This is a genomic window from Duncaniella freteri (genome assembly GCF_004766125.1).
GTDB classification, from domain to species: Bacteria; Bacteroidota; Bacteroidia; order Bacteroidales; family Muribaculaceae; genus Duncaniella; species Duncaniella freteri.
This window is the reverse complement of sequence record NZ_SJSA01000004.1, coordinates 1-18,711: the sequence shown is the minus strand read 5'-3', so window position 1 is coordinate 18,711 and position 18,711 is coordinate 1. Positions and strand designations below refer to the sequence as shown.

Genomic DNA, 18,711 nt, shown 5'->3' with positions numbered 1-18,711 from the left:
TTTACCGACCAAGTGGCCGAGATTACCCGCTCGGCTATCGGGGTTTGATTAAAGATGATGCCACGACCCTCACGGGCACTCAAGGCAATCTATTGATTCTTATAATGAAAAACACCCTCACGGGCTACTATGTGGTAAGTTCATTTGTTTCTCATATTCCGGCAATGTCGCAGAACTTGGGCGGCATTGCATTTCCATTTGCTGTTTTGGGCATTGCATCCCTTTTCAGCATCAATTTCGCCGGCGGCAATCAAGTCCTCTAACTTCTTCACACCGCCAACGATTTTCGCAGCTGTATCTTTGCAGAACGTCTCACGCTCCATGACGCGGAAGATATTCTCAAGCATGATCTCCGCAGGGTTTACCGAAGTTACAAGACATCTTCCCATAGTCTATGCGGTTCTGGTTACAAAGACACATTTGTTATCTATGTCTTTTCTTGTTTTCCACTTTCGCCCCTCCATTGTTTCGGCTACAAGTGTGGTGCCGGGGGAGGTGCGAATTGAATTGTAATTATACTTGGGGACAGGAAACTGAACGACATCGCCTATCTCCATATTTCTAAGCTCTTCAGCTATGCCGAGAGTGGCTACTTTAATAGTCTTTTCCATATAGGTTGTTAATTGAGTGAGGAACGATGGGCGGGCTCGAACCGCCGACGCATCTGTTTCACAGACCGCTCTACCAACTGAGCTACACCGTTCGATTTATAATCATTCACGTTCCTATCCTTGTCTCACCCGTCAACCATTTTCAGACGGTCATAAGGTATGCTACGTTTTGATTTCGGATTCAGACGTGCTATTGATTCAGTTTATACCGGTCCATTTGCCACGAGCGGACACGACTCAACTCGCCATCCGTCATTCTTCGGCATAAGCACGGATGGTTCTTTCTTACCGTAGCACCGACCCGTTTCAAAGTGTCTTTCACCTCTCGGCATACTCGACTGCTTCTTTATCGGCTACTACTCATCGCTGATGTTCCGGCGGTCTCCCGTCCGGGCGTGTCAGCGGAAATTCCAGACTTGTCAAGGTACTCTTCTTTGGTGGTGGGAGCAGGGGGAGTCGAACCCTCCGACTTAGGACTTTCGGTCCCGGCCTTAACCGCTTGGCGATACTCCCGATTAAAACCCCTTTCGGGGTCGGGGCTCTCTTGCCCCTGGGCTATGTGCTCACTCTTGAGCAGCCGTTATGGTTGGTTTGACTTTGGCGGGGGTTACTTCTCGGGGAAGATTTCGTTCAGCAGCAATGCTATTGCCTGAACCTGACCTTTGACGCGGTCTTCTCGGTTTGTGCTATCAGAATACCAGCGCATATACATGTCACGGTCTTTCTTCGCGCTGTCGCGCTGGGCGGTAATTTCGGCAAGAGCACCATTGTGGTGTTCTTCCATCGCGGAGCGCTCTCCCATCATGCGGTAGATGATTTTGCGGAGGGTGCCAGCATCGGTGGTCTCGCAGTCAATTACAGCACCGAGAGTCTCGTCATGAAACTCAATCGGGTTGATGTGGAAGTCAAGACCCTCTCTGTCGATGAACTTGCCAACCTCGTTGGCGTCGTCGCCGGTGATTACGATGGTAAGAAGTCCGGGGTGGAGGGTTACGGTTGCAGGAGTGGATACTGCAAAGGCGGCGAGGCTGTTGTAAGAGTCCTCGTTAAGTGCCTTGTACTGATAGGCTGTGTTCTGATCCATTGTTAAAAGGTTATTGGTTTGACTTTATTTATCGAGGTAGAGGTCTATGATGGTGGAGAGAGCCGAGATTGTGGCGTTTTGAGCAAGAGTGATTACACCTGCCTCACCGATTGTCTTGGTTTCAATCTGATGCTTGTGGAAGCGGATATAATTCTCGGTTGTTTTGTAGTCCGATTTTTCGGATACCTCTTTTGCCAGATTGAGATAGCCGAGGGTAAAGGCGGCTACGTTGAGGCTGACGGACTCTTTGCGGAAATCTTCGGGAGAGATATTGAACTTCTCCATCTCGCGGACGGATGATGAAATTGCCTCCCGATACTCCCCGATGAGGGTATCAAGGTAGTTGCGGAGGTTTTGGAGTTTAGTCTCGTTTGGGGTCATCTTGCTTATATTTTGTTGATTATGTTCTTGCTCATCTCAATCAAATTTGCTAATTTTGTAGTGTTTGATTGAAGATGATGCAAAGTTAGCCCATTTGAGCTAATAATGCAAATTATGTAGGCTCGTTTGGGCTAATTTTTAGAATTATTAACATTTAGGCAATATGGACATTCTTACCCGTCTAAAGGAAATCGTTGCATATAGCGGCATGTCGATTCGCGCACTTGCCATAAGAAGCGGAATACCTCAAAAGACCCTTGATAACCAGATTAAGGGTCTTAGAGGTATCAGTATCGAAACAGTTGTAAGCATTCTTCAGGCATATCCTGAAATCTCTGCTGAGTGGCTGCTAAGGGGCAACGGTGAAATGCTCATAAGAAAAGAAGACAACTCAGAGGACATAGCGCGTATAAATGGTCTTGTGGATACAATCACTACTCTAAACGATGCCCTCAAATCCAAATCAGAAACTATCGCCATGCTCAAAGAGCGTATTACTCAACTTGAAAAACAAATCGGAAAATGAAATACTTATATTGGACAATCGGGATATTAAGCATCTTTCTATATGGATGCTCTTCTGATGATCCAACGCCGATGGCACAAGACAAATGGCTTGTTGAATATCAAGCATCCGGAATATCTGTTAACCCCGAATGTATAAATGACTATTTACGATGGTGTCAAGAAAATGAGGAAATAATGACATATTCAATCCCAGTTCGCAATATGCCATCATTTTCGTATGAATCCACTTTAATTATAAAGTGGTTAGAATATGTAAATACCGAGGAGGAAGCAAAATTCAAAACTGAATCTTTCAATACTTTGATTGGCAAAGCAGATAACTCTACTTTAGGAGCATCGTATAGAAAATTCAATCCTCAATTTACAGGACCGTGGAGGATAGTGTATCTGGAATCTTTCTCTTATATACACAGTAATAGTGAAGATTTCAACAAATGGTATGATGAAAACATTCAGAATATGATAGATGCGTCATTTCTTGTATCCGAGCCGAATTATCACTGGGAATATCCTTCTCCCCAAGCAGCATCTGATTTCTATGGCAAGAGTATTTGTGGAACACTCCAATGGTCTGTTGTGATTCCTAAGGCATCAGAGCATGAACTCCAAGAATTAACCAAGCGATTTCAATCATTCTCAATAATTGGTAAAACTAAAAATCAATATGACACATTCGTAGCAGATTATGGACCTGTAACATCCTCAAAAACATTTCCGTAAAATTGTCGGCACGGAATTAAGACCTATTGAAATTACAAGATTTTCAGCCGACTACGCAGAAGTACGACAAATTTTTCGTAAATATGCCGTAAAATCCGCTCTAAGAGGCTGAAATAACTGAACTTCAATAGGATTTGTTAGTAACCCTTTTCAAATCGGGTCATTTTTGACAATAGCCGACAATCGTCAAATTGACCCTTTGAGCTAAAAACATTTCCTAAAAATTGTCCGAAATATGGCAATCTTGAACGCAGTTATTGTGCCGGCGAAAGTCCTCAAGGGTGGTCGGCATAAGGTCAGAATCTCAGTGGCGCACAATGGAGAAACTCGCTACATAGTAACTGACATCACAATCGAATCCCTCAAAGAGTTTAAGAATGGCTCAATAGTCAAAAGACCGGATGCAGCCATTCTCAATACCAAACTCCGTGGTCTTCTACAACGCTATCAAGGCGTGATCGATGATTTGGCATACACAAACGGTCTGACCTGCTCGGAACTCGTTTACCAAATCAAAAACGCAGGAAATTATAAGCACCGCACCCTATTATCGATCTACGAGGAGTATATGGATAACGCCCACATCAAGCCGGGAACATACAAGGGCTATGTGAACATCTGGAAAACTATCAGCGGGCACCTCAGCGAGAAGATGCTTGTTGAGAACATTACACACGGGACAATCCTGGGACTCGACAAGTATCTCCGTGAACGCGGGCTGAAACCCACTACTGTTCGCAACTATCTCGTGTTCCTGATGGTCTTGCTAAACTATGCCAAGCGATGTGGCTATGTGCAGTTCCGAGTGGACCCCTTTGCCGGATATGAGTTGCCAAAGATGGAGGTTCGCCAATCTTGGCTTTCCGTAGATGAGGTAAGAAAAATCCGGGACATAGAGAGCGTTAAGCCTAACATCATGAAATGCCGGGACCTCTTCATGCTCTCATACTATCTTGGCGGTATCAACATGATTGATCTGCTCAACATCAATTTCAATGAGCAGACCGACACAATCCACTACGTTAGGACAAAGACCGAGAATCGCCCAAAGATGAACAAGTTTGTAGAGTTCCGTATTCCAGACGAGGCTAAGGATATTATTGCCCGTCACAAGGGCACCGATGGTTTCATCCGTGTAACGGAGTTTCAGAGAAAATCAAACTGTCATTACTTCTTCGATGTCAATATGCCCAAGTTGGCAGAGATAACGGGCATCAAACAACTCATATTCTACTCGGCGCGAAAATCATTCAGCCAGCACGCCTTTGACCTCGGCATCAGTGAGAGTGTCATTGACTATATCCTGGGCCATAGAGTTGACAAAGGCGGCACCTCTCTTTACGCCTATATCTCGGTAACGCCTGATAAAGCTACAAAAGCCGTGCGACAGGTGTTGGATAATCTGAAATAAAGTGTTAACTTTGCATTATCAATAAGTTCTTTCCATCTGAAAGGTCTTATTGGTTTGACTTTGGCGGAGGGGTGGTTCCCTCCGCTTTTTTATTAACCCATCAATTCAATCAGCCATGTTTGACACTCCCTCCACAAGCAATGAATTTGACAAATACGATGAGCCGAGGCTCCACATGGAGAGGTTGCTGAAAGCTCACCTTGTAGAGTTTGACATCTCCCTACGCATCCTTTGCCCTCTTGAAAAAGCAGGAATCAGAACACTCGGCGATTTGGTAAATCAAACCGCCAAAGGGTTGAGAAAAATTAATCAACTCGGCAGGATCTCAGTTGAGACGCTTGAAAAATTCCTCGCCTATCACGGTCTATCACTCGCCAAATAAAAAAGGGCTGCCATCTCGACAGCCCGGAGCGTCACACATCATCAATTTACATCATCAAAGACGCTCCACTACCAATTACTAACGACATTCTTAAAAGTTCGCATAGCAAAAGAGCCGCGTTTCACAACGTGGCTCTTTTCACACATAATCAAAATTGCTATAAGCATTTCCTAATGGCAGTAATCAAAGGCTTTCGTAGAATCCAGCCTAAAGAAATCAAAACTAATCCCACAAGATACCAGAACGCATCAAGCCGGAACGATTCCCATTTTGAGAAATCACGCTCGATATACACCGGCTCGGGATAAGGAACAGGCACCTCTCTGACTGTTGCCTCGGTGTTGTTGGTCTTTGTATCCTTGACAGGCACCGGCACATCGGCTTTCAGTTTCTGCTCCTTGTTCTTGATCGAGTGGCCGAGTGTACCATCTTCATTTATCCAAGCGTCGGACTCGGCGAGAGATGTTTCAAGGTGGCTCGTGCTATCCGGCACTACCTGCTTTGCTGATTCCATCGGAACCGGCACCTCAATGGTAACGGTATCAATCCTGACGGTCTCGATATATTCAATCCTGACGCTATCCGTATTGTTGACAATGACGGGCGTTGAGGGTAACATCTGCTTAGATGAGTGGCACCCGGAAAGCATGAGAGAGGCAAGTGATACCACGATTATAACAAGGTTCTTCATCGGCTCATACTTTGAAAAGATGTTTGTACTCCGGGATAGCGTCAAAGCACGGACAGCCTTTGATATACTCAAACGGCTCAATAACTCCATTGCCGTTGAGGTCGGGCGATGTATCGCGGTGCCCGATGATGCGCTTAATTGTCGGATACTCGGCAATCAGTCGCTTGCAGAGTGATAGGATTGCTGCTTTCTGGGCCGGTGTTCTTGTGTCCTTTATCTTCGTGCCGTTGGTGTCCGCTTTGTCAAGACCGCCGGCATAGCAGATGCCGATGGAGCGTGCATTATGATTGACCGCATGGCATCCGCGCACGTTTATGGGGCGGCACTCCTCTATTGTTCCGTCAAGACGGATATAGAAGTGATATCCGATGTAAAGTGTCTTCCCGGTCTTGGAATCAACATAGGTTGAGAACTTGCGCGCTTTGTGGGCGGCATTGACCGAGTCGCTTGTGAAGTTCACGCCCTCTTTGGTGGCGGAACAATGGAGAATAATCTCGTCGATGAGACGGGACATAGGCACCTCCGATGTTGAATAGCCCAACTTGCTCCAGGTCTTGGGGCCGGCTATCCCATCGGGAGTCAGTCCATATTTCCTTTGATAGTCCTTCAAAGCGGTTTCCGTTTTTGCACCGAAAACACCATCTTCGCTCAGACCGCAGTTGCAGGCTTTGTTCAATGCCTGCTGGAGCTTCTTCACATCATCGCCCCGGCTACCTTTCTTGATTGTAGTCATATTATTCAGTTTTAGATTTGATTTCGGACAGGTCTATGTCAAAGTGCCGCTCGGTCTTATCGACAACGATGCGCTGAAGAAGTTTCGCCCACTTTGCGCCGTTACAACTGGACTCGTTCTCAAGGATGGACCACAACTGCCAAAAGCATATCGCTCCGGCTGCCACTTTGGTAAGGTCGATAGGCAAACCATCGGTGATGTGCTTCTGCATGAGAAACGCCATGATGATAAGAGCCCATGCTTTCAACACCGTCATTATGACCTTGCCGAAATGTTGAGATTTGAATTTTTTGCCGTCGTCGCTCACTCTTTCGGGATGAGCTTTTCTGGCTCGTTTGGATAGTTGCCAGGCGGTGAAACAGTCGGCGAATATCATAAGGGTGCAAATGATGAGATATGGCAATGTTGGTTCAAGTATTGCTACTATGGCTCCAATAGCCGTGAACACCCAGCGGAGAAATTCAGAGATATGGTTCATGTCTTAAAGATTTAATGTTTCAGTAATGTGAAAAGGGAGCCAAGTGTCGCACCGACAACCGAACCGAGAGCATCGGCACCTATGTCTGACCAATCCCATTTGTTTCCTATGGCACATTTATCACCATACTCCTTGCCGACACCGATAGCCATGCCAGCGATAAAACCGGCGATCCATGCGTTGTGATATTCCGCATTAAACTCTATGGCTGATGCTGTGAATGATACTACGGCGCAAGCCGAGAAATGTTTGATTTTATCGTTGGCTATCTTCATAAGTCTTATTTTTGCCCAAAAGTAAGTGAATAAGCCACTCATTCAACGAATTGCCGAAAAACCGACATAAGCAAAACACCTTAAATCGCCCTATTTAAGCGACTTGCAAAAAAAGCGAGATGGCACGAACCTTTCGATTCGCACCATCTCATGCACATACTCACTAATATATTACACTAATTCAAAAATCAAGACATAGAATAAATTGACCAGCATCCCGACCTCAAAGGCATATACGAGATACCTCCGCTTGAATAGTCCTACAATCCCTCCGGTAATCCCGAAATATGGAAAATATCCCATTGCTATCACCCATGCCAATAGAGCAGCACACATAATTATGGCAGAGGTATAATGTACCGGGCCATCAAGACCATCACGATACTTAGGACTTGCGGCAACAAACATGGCACCTGCCATAAGCAGGAACACAAGGAACTGAAACCTCTCCGGCGTAATCTCAAACATCGGCGCGATAATGAGCCCGGCACAAACTCCGAGAGTAAGTGGGAACATCCACCCGTTTGCCATTCCGTAATAAATCGCGCTCAATGATTCGGGATGCTTATGCCTCAACGCATAGCCGATAATCAATGCCGCAAATAAGACAGCCGAAATAACGACACTGGCTATCATAACTCCGGCAGGCTTATGTTCGCAACCGGGAATAATGCCAACGCCTCGGCTTTGTACGCCCAACACTCGGCAAGACACTGCTTGATGAATCGGTAACAGCCCATATAGAAATCATCAATATCTTCAAATGTCTTGAAGTCGTAGAGGTACAAGTCGAAATCGCCGCCAAACTTGAATGTTTCCGGCAGAGATTCCCCGTTGGTATCACGGGCAATGTTCCGGGCTGTCTCGTAGTTGCTCTGATTCTCCTTAGACAACCACACGGGCATACCTTTGAATGTATGGCCGGAGAGGATTTTATCATCGCACATCTTGTTCAGAGCATCGAAGATGTCGCTGATAATCTCCTCATTTGTCGGCTTCTTGGTGTATTTTTTGCGGAGGTTGAAGCCGTTTTCATCTTCTTCATTGTCTTTCCAGAACCCGAAGAACACCTCCCATTTGTTGCGGCCGATAGAGTATAAGCCATCTTGCCGCTCTTTGGCGCCGTATATCTTTTTCATTGCAAAATGATTTTTGCGCTAATATACAACGAAAAACGGCAGGTTGAGCCAAATGACCGAAAAGCTGATTCTTAGGTAAACTTGTATTTTACTTTGTTTCCGTCAAATACCTCGCTTTGGATGATGGTCTCAAATGGAAATCCGTCAACGTCGCGAACTTTTTCGAGTATCTGTTTCATCTCTTCGGAGGAGGTGAAGAATTTCATCCAAGTTCCCGTCTGCGGGTCGCGGCACGATACGATATATCGGTCTTTGCCGTAGCCGGTTTCCTGCCCGGATACGAACTTGTGAACCTCGATGGTCTTATTCTGGAGGGCGGCGAGTCTTACGACATTGCCGGGGAGCATTTCCTTTCCGTTTGCGGGAGTATAGGAAATTCCCATCTCTGAAAATTTTTGCATTTGATGATGTGTTAATTTGAAATATAAATGCTTGCAGTCAGCATGGCAAGCCATACCCTTGAAAGAGCCTATGATTTTTTGTCGGCGCTTTCGAGATTTAACCTTAGCCAGCTTCCGGGCCGCATTTTGTTTCGTTCTCTTACGGAGCAGGGTGTGAGTCGGATAATGAACATAACCAACCATATCAAGACCATCCGTAAGCGGTCTAACCGCCTCGTTAGGTTTGACAGTCAAACCGAGTTTTGCCATCTCCTCAACATAGACATCCCGCAACTGCCAGAGCCGTTTCTTGTCATTGCCCCCGATTGCAGTATCATCGCAATAGTTGTAGTAGAGATATCTGACCTCGACACTCCCATCCTCATTTGATATGAAATATCGTTCTGCCATAGAGAGCATCTTATGGTGGACCGGCGAAATAAAGAGATTTCCGAAAGTCTGCGATGAACGCAATCCTTTTGAAAGTCCTTCGGGGAGCAGCGTTATGAAACTATCAAGAATCGGAAGCAGAACGGAGTCACTGATGTATTGCCGGATTACGCATTTCATCCGCTCCTGGCTTATACTGTCGTAATAATGGGAAATGTCATTTTTATAATAGTGGGTAAACAGTCCCGGCACCGCCTTAATATCATCCTCAATAATATGGTGCATCCAGTGCATACCCCTTCCTTTGATAGAGGCTCCCGTATTGTGAATCAGTGAGGGATAAGTGTATTTCTCAACCACCACCATTATACAATGGCATCCGACACGCTTTGGGACTTTAGGTGCCTGGCACTCCCGCTCTTTAGGTCCATCCTTAACCCGTAGTGTCTTTACATCTTTCAGCGTGATCCTAAAAGAGCCATCGGCAATCTGCCTTTTCAGAGTGCCGATTATAGCATCACGCACTTTCGCCGCATAAATCTGTTGTTCCAGATATGCGGCGTATTCTTCGGGAGTATTAAAATCATACTCCGTCTTTGGCTCCTTGTCGGGAGCATATTTGGCCCGTTGCTCTTTGCTCTCCAAATGGCTGATTACATAATCATAGCCACTATACATATTGGAGTCGCTGACAATCTCTGGGATAAGATTATCAATTGGATACTGAATCTCCATGACGCGCCTTCAGGGCTCTTCGTTATGTTCCGGCTTTCTGCTTGCGCGAGGGTTGCCGAGGCTCTAACCTCTCGTCTCTTTCATTGCCCAGCACGTGGACGTTGCAGTGTGGCGATTTATATAATAAGAGCGGTTAACCCGCCCATGATTATAGTCCTTAATGTCAGCCGCACGCCGTAGTTCGTGTTCGAGTTCGTCCCGGCGTTATTCGCATTCGAGTACGCGAGACCGCCATTCGCATTCGCGTTGTTGCTCGACCGCAGAGGGACACGGCATTGAGGTTATCTACCTTTTGGGTACAAAATTACTAAAAATCGGTCAATTAGAAAAATCAAAATTTATCGACCCGCCAGAGGCGGGATAAAGAGAGAGGGAGCAGCCTCCCGTTGGTCGGCTCTCCCTCTGTCGTTTTTTCGCAAAACGCGCTCTGCGTTTTACGCTGCCTCGTCGTCGAACACGCACTCGCCTCTGAAGGCCAGCCGCACGCCGCAGCTCGTGACCGAGACCGTCCCGGCGTAATTCGCAACCGAGTACGCGAGACCGCCACCCGCATTCGCGTTGTCGCTCGACCGCAGAGGGACACGGCATTGAGGTTATCTACCTTTTGGGTACAAAATTACTAAAAATCGGTCAATTAGAAAAATCAAAATTTATCGACCCGCCAGAGGCGGGATAAAGAGAGAGGAGCAGCCTCCCGTTGGTCGGCTCTCCCTCTGTCGTTTTTTCGCAAAACGCGCTCTGCGTTTTACGCTGCCTCGTCGTCGAACACGCACTCGCCTCTGAAGGCCAGCCGCACGCCGCAGCTCACGCCCGAGTACGTCCCGGCGTTATTCGCAGCCGAGTCCGCGAGACCGCCATGCGCATACGCGCTGTAGCCCGACCGCAGAGGGACACGGCTTCGCCCGGCTGTGTACCAATGGCCGTCGGAATAGTTCTCGTTGTATTTGCTTGTGTCAGTGGTACAGCGAGAGGCTATCATGTCGCAATAGCGGCCATGTTTGACACGGGCGACACACATTCCGTTGGTATCCGTGATACCCTGCACGACACGCTCCGTCTTAGTGAGCGGATTATAGATATGCCACTTGGCGTCAATCGGGAACGCTGCAACCTCTGCATATCGCTGGCGGCGCATTTCTACAAAGCTCGGCACATTGACCGCTACATTGTCCTGCCACTCGGAGTTACAGCCGACATAGTTCTGAATGCCGAAGATGATATTGCCTGTGTTACCGCCATTCCAGCGTCTGGTCACGTTGCCGTAGGCGTTCATGCCGTTGGCACCGGTGGAATATCCGGAACCGCAACCATAACCGCACACTGCCTGAACATCGCGATCACCTATGATGCCGAGAACAAGGTTATCAATGTCAATTCTCATCTCGTAGTCGATGCTGTAAAAACCGGGGCCGCGCATACGACACAGATTGATGAGGTTGGCGGCGGAACCCGTCATAGTTGATGAGGGTACCGTGGCGTTGGTAAGATTACCATCGTTATCATACTGCCAATCGGGATTGATGGTATTGTTGTTCTCGCCTCGCTTGGTAACGGCACCGCTGATTGAGCGGGCGCGCATAAGAGAGTCAAGTGTCATACCATACACGCCTACGAGTTCACGGATGGCAGGGTTGTCAAGGGAGCCACCGATATACACCCAATCGGGTTCTATCGCCTCGACTGCCGAGCTGTCAACGGCTATCGCCTCCAGATTGTCAAATCCGACAGGTGATGTAAACACGATTTTGACCGCTCCGTTAGGAACATCCGTATAGACATACTCGCCGTTCACAAAGTCGAACAGTGCGGCACCGACGCTCATGTTGAACTTCTTGATAACCTTTCCATCTTCTCCGACAAACACGGCACCAATCATGGCGTTGTTGACTCCGGGCCAGCGGACTTGTTTCATACCCGCAACATCAAGTTCGTAGACATTCATGTTGGGGTTGTCGGTAATCTCATAATCTCCGCCGGCAACAACATTGTCGGTGAAGATTGCGGCAAGAGATTTTACCATAATATCGGCAAGATGCTTGCGGTTCACCCTTGTTGCGGTTGAGATGGGTTCATTCGGACATGAGCTGATGAAGGTGTGCTTCTCCTGAGTCTTGAAGTCGTTGACACCCTTACGCCAATGGGGTAAATGTCTTTCATGATGTCGAAACCCTCACCTGCAAGGTCGGCCGGGTCATAATCCGTGCCGTCTTTCATCTTGCCATAATCGGCATCGCTGATTTGGCGGAGGTGCATTTTGCCATCACGGGAGTTGAACGTGGCTTTGTAGGCGTGGCTCAGTTCTTCGATTTTCGCCCAGTGGCCGGGAACGGTGTAAGCATTGCCGAACTTGTAGCCCGTGCTGTCATCCATGTTGGTTATATTCTCGGTGTCGTTCTCAAAATCTGAAAAGCAGATATGAGAATACTGTGAGTTGATAACCTCCAATTCGGGGAAGTAGCGGTTGAGGCTATTGAGTCCGGCGAGACCGTCGCTATCCTCTTCCTTGATGAGTTCTGTAAGAATCCATCGGCCGATCACACCTGAACACTGATTGCTTTCCTCATAGGCGGCGCCGGAGGCATCAAGACCTATGGCACCGGAATTGCGGAGCAGTCGCAGAACGGTAACGGATGCCGTTACGTTCACATCGGGTATTCGTACCTCTCGGATGGCACCGGCGCGGGCCACATCAAGCAGAAGTGTCTCGGTGTCGATATACTTGCTACCCTCAACCCAAAGGCGCGTGATACTGCCGACACTTTCAATGGTAAGACCGCCGGGGAAAGAGAGGTTAGGCAGGTTGACGAGTTCAAGCGATGTCATTGTAGCCGGGAGTGTCAGCGTCTCAATCGGGGAAGTCTGTGCAAGGTTACACGTTGTCAGCTCCGTATTGTTGGCGATGATGCTTTCAACACGAGGGCATCCGCTTGCGTCGATACTCGTAGCCGTTGTGAGGCTGACATCAAGCACACGCAAGAACGGCAAATCGCCAAGAACTATTGAACCGAGGGGGTTAAAGCCGTTAAGCGAGGTATTTGCCGAGTGTTTGTTACCGCCAAGGATAATCTCTTCGGCAAGTTCCAGCTTGCTCAAATCGTCAAAGTGGAACGCAAGCGACATCTCTGACAGGTCAATGCGACTCATTCGCCCGGGATTGTAGATGTAGAGCAGCGCACCCGAATCGTGTGCAAAATCAGTAAAAGCATGGCTCTGACCCGCCTCGAGATAGACGGTTTCAGACAACTGACCGCTCGCATCATTACCTATACCGAAGTAGCCCGTAGCGGCTGCCGTGATATAGATTTTGGATTTAGAGGAAATTGCCGACACACGACCGCTGAGGGGATTGGTGAAGAAATCGCCGGTCTGATAGTAACCGTCGCGGATTGCCCAACGCTGCTCGATGAATCGGGGTAGCGATGTCAAGCCGAGACCATGCAGGGCATAGAAGTATGGCATATTGGCAAAGTGTGTCTTGTCAATATACTTTGATTCGCAATCATAGGTCGCTATGGTCTTGGGCCAGAACATCAGACGGCTCTCTACAAAGAAATACATTGCGCCATCCGGTGAGAATGGAGCCATTGTCTTTCCGCCAATCTCGGCTGTCTGATTGCGCATTCGGTTCACAACGCTCTTTAAGGAGATTGTCGTTACTCCGAGATCGTTGCTATTCCAGCACTCTTGCTGACGGTCGATATTGTTGAACAGCACGGAGCCATAACCCATGTAGGGGTTAGTGTATCCGGTAGCCTCATCAGTCATCTTGTTGGGGTCAACCTCCGCATCAATATCGCGTCCACCGTCGTTGTCTGCTCCGTTGCAAGTATCGCAGTCATACACTTTATTGAGATACATTCGGGTTGGCTCCATGTTGCGGTAGCCGGAGTAAACGCCATTCTCAACAGAACACCCATCTTCAAGGAAGAACATAGGCTGCATATTCTTTGCACGCTGATCGACGGCGGCGAGATAGTCGGTGAACGCGGTGTATGCCATAGCCGACTCCAGCGACATATAGCGATAGGCGTTCTCCTTCCATATCTTCTCCCATCCCGTTACTTTAGAATAGTCGCATGAATCAAAGAACCTGAGCATATTGAACAGGTCGTAAGGAACCTTTTTGCCGAGTGCCAGGTCTTCCTGAAGCTGATCATCATCGACCATACACTCAAAGTAGTATGTCCAAGCCGGGTATTCAGTGGCAGCGAGTCCGAGTTTGTTCACCCATGAGGATTTCTGCGTAGTCGGTTTCATCATATCCTCGACAGTGTTTACACCCTGCCACCAGTCCATTCCGGCATACTGCAACAGTTCATAACCCGTCACGGGGTTAAGAACATCTCCAGTAACGACCCATTTCCCGTTTACTTGCTTCATTGAGCCGGTTGAACGAGTCCATGCTCCGTTCTTGTAGCGATATATTGCATAATCTCGACCGCAATACTGAGATATGAGATACACGTTTCCGTGTGCCTTTTCAGTATTGGTTTCGGGGTCTGCCTTGAATCGCGCCTCTGTCTGGGCAAGAGTCTCATCGGGTGTACCGAAATACTCCACAAAATCACCGTAGTTAAGACATCCGAGGTTGTAGCCGGGTGTGTCCTTGAATCCAAGAGCCACCTGCTCGCCCTTATCCTCTTTCCAATTACCACGAGCCTGAAACCAAGCATCCTGCAAGGTGTCTGTCGTTGCACGGAAATAAGCGATGGGGTGATTCTTTGTGGAGTGATCCATCTGAATACCCGTGAGTATATCACCGTCTCCGAGGTCTTGGGTACCGTCAAAGGCGCGTTGCGCCGGCGTGAGGTAAGATGAGCCGAGGGAGCGGAACGTGGCGTTCATGAGGTCGCAAACGCCACAGTCATTCGCCATCGAGCTGTCAGAGTAGTCTTTCTTTACTGTGATAACATCGACAAAATGCCCGGTCTCGTGAACGAATACTTTGTTATGCTTGGCGGCAAGTATCGCCTTACGGCCGAGTTCGGTGCTGTCATCGGGATTCAGCAGAGTTACAGTCGCCTTGAGTCCCGTGGTCTTGTTCTTCTTATTGAAGTTGAATCGGTCATTCTTCTCCGGGCGTTGTGCCGAGGTGGTACCCTGCCGACGCCAAAGAACATTTATCGCCTTAAAGTTACATTCCGGGTGCTGTGGATTGTAGTAGTAAAGCGTGCAGGCGAATTGGTCAGAGGTGGAAGTTCCGCCGTTGAGGGCATAGTCAAAGTTGTTGAACGTGGTCTGATCTGCAACAATGACATAGTAAGGCATACCTTTTGCCGCCATGAGCGACATAGAGGGTTTGCCGGTGGTATCAAGCACATTCTCTTTGTCATACTCGGCAATCATGGCGGTAACATTACTCAGTTTGCAGAGGTAGTTACGGAACGCCTGCAACCATTCCATGTAACTTGAATAAGGCATGATGTAGTTGAGGTTGAAATCGCCATTGGCAGAGTTGAACGTGATGTTCTTGCTTTGGCGGAGTGCGCTTGTACCGGGCTGATAACCGATGGCGGCACATTCCTCACCATTGACATACAGTTTGACAAAGGAATAGTTGATACCCTTGTAGGTAACATACTTTGTGCCGGGTTCCACAACAACGGCAACAGTGATCTTCTCACCACATTTGAATCCGACGCGCTGCTGCTTGGGTGTTCCGTTAAGGACACTGAGGACAATCTCATTGCCGCGAATATAGAAACCCACACCGGCTGTCGGGTCATAGCACTCACAGAGCATAGCGTTCTTATCCTTGATACTCTTTGTAGAGAACGCTAACTGGATTGCGGCTCCGGCAGTCTCCAAAGCGGCAGATGAGAACGGTGCATAAGGAATCTCAGCGGTTACATTCTCTGCAATACGGCATACCGTTTCGCCAAGAACATTGACAAAACCATTGGAGTTATAGTTACAGCCGTTCAGAGTCATCTCATAGCCGTTGTCAATGATTCTGTGGTCGGTCTCGGTGTTGCTTCTGGTGGAGAAATCAAACGAGAACAGCGCACCCTCTTTCAAAGATGCGTCGATAGCAGACCCCTCAACGGTAAGCGTGATAGTTTCACTTTTGCTTGCTCCGCTCCGGGCGTACACATCAAAGCTCTTTGAGCCGTCGGTGGCATATCCTTGTATCTGCTTGCTCACATTGTAAGGCTGACCGATGGGACAATTGACGGTGGTCGCAATATGCCCGTCAATCATCACCTCTACCGGAGTATTGGTCTTGCCGGGAGTATATGCCGCCACATCGACAGATATTGAATCGTACAGGCGCACTTTGCCCTCAGTGCGATCATCGTAACGCATTACGACAATAGGCGTGGCGTTGGTGGAATCAACACACATCACGGCGGTATACACCATATTGCCGACAACGCCGGACGCAAGGTCTTTGCCTTGAATACGGATTGGATATGCACCGTGTTCCAGACGCTCTCCACCTCCGAATACATTGCACGGATTGATGGATATGTTGTGGGAGTACGAATCAACAACAGTGGCCGTGCCGAGTGTACGCCACTCACCGTTGTAGAACATCTCGGTAGTAACGAGAATACCGAGGCGCGTTGACACGTTGTTCTCAAACTTATACATCGGCAGACTCTTGTCTCGGTTAACGCCTACTTCCAGTGCGGTTGATGTTGAATAGTTGAGGGTCTGTATGCAGGTGCAGGTAACATCGACAGCGGTAACGGTGATGGTCTTGGTTCGGCGGTTGCCATCGGCATCGGTAGCCTGAATGATGAAATCTCGGCTCGATGCTGATGTGATGAAGTCGGTGAAATCAAACTTGAATTTCAAGTCGGCGGCACTCGTTGATGAACGCTCGTTCTTAACCTCGCTCCAGAGTTCAATGTTGGTCACGGGGTCAATGATACTGATGGTTCGGATTGTTCCGAGAACCTCATCCTCGCCATCGTAACTTACGCTCTTGATAGCAACCATAAGTGAAACCTCACTGCCGAAAGCACCCCATACCGCCTGATCGCAGTAGATTGTAAGTGTGCTGCCGCTTGCTGTTCCGGCCCCGTTGCTCTTCGGAATCTTGATGCTGTCGCCTATGGGGTTGCCAGCTTTGCTCACACCCTGGATTATATAATCCGTCGGGTCGGGAACCATTTCAAGACCGGCGAACTGGTTTTTGTTGAATCTCGTAGGCCCCGCCGGTGGATAGTGCGTCTTTGCCATCTTTCTCCGGCGTGTCTGAGGTTTCCACCTTACCGCCTCCGCCATTGCCGAAGTCAACCCATTGGGCCTCATTGGTTGCGGTAAGGTCGGTCAACGCACCTTGATATTGCTTGGTCTCCCAAACAAAGGGGTTGGAACTCCGGCGATAGGTTATGACCATACCCTCCTTACGATAGTCTATGCCTGTGGTCTCTTTGAGGTCGAGCAGAGCCTGAATCGCAAGTGAGAGGGTGTAATCCTTATCCTCACATACCGCATTGATGTTGACAAACGGCTCCGAGCCTGCCGACATTCCGGCAAGATCGAGCCAATTATCTTTGTCAAGAACATCGTTGGCATCAAGTGTAAGACCGATATATTTGTAGCTTTTCCATGAGCCTTTGGCTATGGCGAAAGTTATATCCATACCGATTTTTGCTTTGCCCTGGGCTAATACAGCGGCAGGGGCATAGTATTTATCGGTTGAATCGTTGAGGGTGTAGAAGATTTTTTCCGGGTCAGGTGTCGGCAGTTCGGCAGTAAGGTTATAGACATTGCCGACGGATGCGCCCCCGACCTTAACGAGATTCTCTCCATCAAAGCGGTAGAGGTCGTTTGCAAGACGGAAAATTCTATCTTCACGGATTTTTTGGAACCCGTGGAAAGTGGTGTTGTAGTCGGTAGGATGATACCCTTCTGGAAATTTGTTTGACCACATACAGCAGGTGCCTCCCTCATTGGCAGGATAACGGCGATACCAAACGCCGGTGCTTTGGTCAGGGTTGTCCTCATAGAATCCGTCAAAGGGTAATATACCGATATTATTGACACGCATGGACTCATTTTGAACTTCATCACGGGTGTCCTTTAAATCTTCTTGAAGCTGTGCGCCCTCATCACCGGGAAAAGCGGTGCTTGCAGTGTGTCCAAGTGCAAGGTCAGAGCCAATGGTTACGAGTTCAGAACCGCTCCAACGGAAGGTCTTGTTGTCCGAGGTGCAGGTGTAAATCTTGCCTCCTTCGGGCACACGACCTGCGGCTGTGCCTGTTCCATAGGCATCAGCGTCGAGCCAGTTGTTGTAGTATGTGAACTGCGTGAGAATGAGGCTTGCGCCACCGTTTTGAATCTGCCAGTAATCCGACACATTGATTTGCTGTTGGAGGGTTCCACCTTCAACAGCGGGAGTGGCGGCATTCAGATTCTTGATGGGGCGTTTGATAATTCCCCATTGAGTATTATCTGAAACAGCAACTTTCGACACTGCGAGAAGGAATACGTCGTTGTCGGTGTCATACACTACCATGCAACCTGCGTCGGTCGATTTATGGATTGAAGATGCCATTTGCGAAGTAACGCCACTTACCATAGCGTTAAACTCTACGACATCATCTACGAAGCCGGGAAGGTTGGCGGCAGGCACCTTTGCATTGGCATCAAGTGGAGCAATACCATTAGGGGCACCAATCTTATCGGATAGTGCCGTAACGCTTGACTGAGCGGACTCGGCCTTAGATTTGGCGGTATTGGCCGTATCTTTGGCTGCCTGGGCGGTGTCGTATGCGCTCTGTAACTTTACTTTGTCGGCGGCAGTCATCAATCCTGCTTT

17 protein-coding genes, 2 tRNA genes and 2 pseudogenes are annotated in these 18,711 nt (G+C 48.3%); 4 read left to right on the top strand and 17 right to left on the bottom strand.

Annotated elements, in window-relative coordinates:
* Positions 1 to 140: 140 nt before the first annotated feature.
* From EZ315_RS15945 to EZ315_RS15920, 6 genes are all read right to left on the bottom strand, one after another.
* Positions 141 to 389 carry a hypothetical protein gene (locus tag EZ315_RS15945; RefSeq protein WP_124076702.1) on the bottom strand — a complete coding sequence of 83 codons (249 nt, stop codon included), beginning with the start codon at positions 387 to 389 and terminating at the stop codon, positions 141 to 143.
* Between the two features lie 3 nt (positions 390 to 392).
* Positions 393 to 611 (bottom strand): hypothetical protein, encoded by a 219-nt coding sequence (locus EZ315_RS15940; RefSeq protein ID WP_135472286.1) that lies wholly within the window; start codon positions 609 to 611, stop codon positions 393 to 395.
* A gap of 21 nt (positions 612 to 632) precedes the next feature.
* A tRNA-His gene (locus EZ315_RS15935) sits at positions 633 to 703 on the bottom strand.
* Positions 704 to 1,049: 346 nt separating this feature from the next.
* Positions 1,050 to 1,124: transfer RNA gene (locus EZ315_RS15930), tRNA-Phe, on the bottom strand.
* 94 nt (positions 1,125 to 1,218) lie between these two features.
* On the bottom strand, positions 1,219 to 1,695 hold the full coding sequence (locus tag EZ315_RS15925) for a hypothetical protein (protein WP_135472285.1): 477 nt from the start codon (positions 1,693 to 1,695) through the stop codon (positions 1,219 to 1,221).
* Between the two features lie 24 nt (positions 1,696 to 1,719).
* Positions 1,720 to 2,076 (bottom strand): hypothetical protein, encoded by a 357-nt coding sequence (locus tag EZ315_RS15920; RefSeq protein ID WP_135472284.1) that lies wholly within the window; start codon positions 2,074 to 2,076, stop codon positions 1,720 to 1,722.
* 163 nt (positions 2,077 to 2,239) lie between these two features.
* Between EZ315_RS15920 and EZ315_RS15915 the strand changes: the two genes are divergently transcribed.
* The 4 genes from EZ315_RS15915 to EZ315_RS15900 all read left to right on the top strand — a co-directional run bounded on the left by EZ315_RS15915 (position 2,240) and on the right by EZ315_RS15900 (position 5,117).
* Positions 2,240 to 2,602 (top strand): helix-turn-helix domain-containing protein, encoded by a 363-nt coding sequence (locus EZ315_RS15915; RefSeq protein WP_135472283.1) that lies wholly within the window; start codon positions 2,240 to 2,242, stop codon positions 2,600 to 2,602.
* Between the two features lie 71 nt (positions 2,603 to 2,673).
* Positions 2,674 to 3,324, top strand: coding sequence for a hypothetical protein (locus EZ315_RS15910; protein ID WP_135472282.1), 651 nt, complete (start codon positions 2,674 to 2,676; stop codon positions 3,322 to 3,324).
* A gap of 235 nt (positions 3,325 to 3,559) precedes the next feature.
* Positions 3,560 to 4,735 (top strand): phage integrase SAM-like domain-containing protein, encoded by a 1,176-nt coding sequence (locus tag EZ315_RS15905; protein ID WP_135472336.1) that lies wholly within the window; start codon positions 3,560 to 3,562, stop codon positions 4,733 to 4,735.
* A 115-nt stretch (positions 4,736 to 4,850) separates the two neighbouring features.
* Positions 4,851 to 5,117: a DNA-directed RNA polymerase subunit alpha C-terminal domain-containing protein gene (locus EZ315_RS15900; protein ID WP_135472335.1), complete on the top strand. Its 267-nt coding sequence runs from the start codon at positions 4,851 to 4,853 to the stop codon at positions 5,115 to 5,117.
* 157 nt (positions 5,118 to 5,274) lie between these two features.
* On the opposite strand, the gene EZ315_RS15895 is transcribed toward EZ315_RS15900, so the two are convergent.
* From EZ315_RS15895 to EZ315_RS16475, 11 genes and pseudogenes are all read right to left on the bottom strand, one after another.
* The gene (locus EZ315_RS15895; RefSeq protein WP_135472334.1) at positions 5,275 to 5,808 is read right to left on the bottom strand and encodes a YajG family lipoprotein; all 534 of its coding nucleotides are present in this window, start codon (positions 5,806 to 5,808) and stop codon (positions 5,275 to 5,277) included.
* A 4-nt stretch (positions 5,809 to 5,812) separates the two neighbouring features.
* Positions 5,813 to 6,322, bottom strand: coding sequence for an N-acetylmuramoyl-L-alanine amidase (locus EZ315_RS15890; RefSeq protein WP_168182182.1), 510 nt, complete (start codon positions 6,320 to 6,322; stop codon positions 5,813 to 5,815).
* 36 nt (positions 6,323 to 6,358) lie between these two features.
* Positions 6,359 to 6,541, bottom strand: a pseudogene (locus EZ315_RS16480) (peptidoglycan-binding domain-containing protein); the annotation flags it as partial.
* Position 6,542: 1 nt separating this feature from the next.
* Positions 6,543 to 7,019 carry a phage holin family protein gene (locus tag EZ315_RS15885; RefSeq protein WP_135472332.1) on the bottom strand — a complete coding sequence of 159 codons (477 nt, stop codon included), beginning with the start codon at positions 7,017 to 7,019 and terminating at the stop codon, positions 6,543 to 6,545.
* 11 nt (positions 7,020 to 7,030) lie between these two features.
* Positions 7,031 to 7,294 carry a hypothetical protein gene (locus EZ315_RS15880; protein WP_135472331.1) on the bottom strand — a complete coding sequence of 88 codons (264 nt, stop codon included), beginning with the start codon at positions 7,292 to 7,294 and terminating at the stop codon, positions 7,031 to 7,033.
* 171 nt (positions 7,295 to 7,465) lie between these two features.
* The gene (locus EZ315_RS15875) at positions 7,466 to 7,930 is read right to left on the bottom strand and encodes a hypothetical protein (protein WP_124076641.1); all 465 of its coding nucleotides are present in this window, start codon (positions 7,928 to 7,930) and stop codon (positions 7,466 to 7,468) included.
* Positions 7,927 to 8,433 (bottom strand): hypothetical protein, encoded by a 507-nt coding sequence (locus EZ315_RS15870; protein ID WP_135472330.1) that lies wholly within the window; start codon positions 8,431 to 8,433, stop codon positions 7,927 to 7,929. The genes EZ315_RS15875 and EZ315_RS15870 overlap by 4 nt, the downstream gene beginning before the upstream one ends.
* A gap of 71 nt (positions 8,434 to 8,504) precedes the next feature.
* Positions 8,505 to 9,938, bottom strand: coding sequence for an RNA-dependent RNA polymerase family protein (locus tag EZ315_RS15865; protein ID WP_135472329.1), 1,434 nt, complete (start codon positions 9,936 to 9,938; stop codon positions 8,505 to 8,507).
* A gap of 745 nt (positions 9,939 to 10,683) precedes the next feature.
* On the bottom strand, positions 10,684 to 11,985 hold the full coding sequence (locus EZ315_RS15860; protein ID WP_135472939.1) for a hypothetical protein: 1,302 nt from the start codon (positions 11,983 to 11,985) through the stop codon (positions 10,684 to 10,686).
* The gene (locus EZ315_RS15855) at positions 11,982 to 17,126 is read right to left on the bottom strand and encodes a leucine-rich repeat domain-containing protein (protein WP_135472938.1); all 5,145 of its coding nucleotides are present in this window, start codon (positions 17,124 to 17,126) and stop codon (positions 11,982 to 11,984) included. The genes EZ315_RS15860 and EZ315_RS15855 overlap by 4 nt, the downstream gene beginning before the upstream one ends.
* Positions 17,059 to 18,711 (bottom strand): annotated as a pseudogene (locus tag EZ315_RS16475) (hypothetical protein); the annotation flags it as partial. The pseudogene EZ315_RS16475 and the gene EZ315_RS15855, both read right to left, overlap by 68 nt.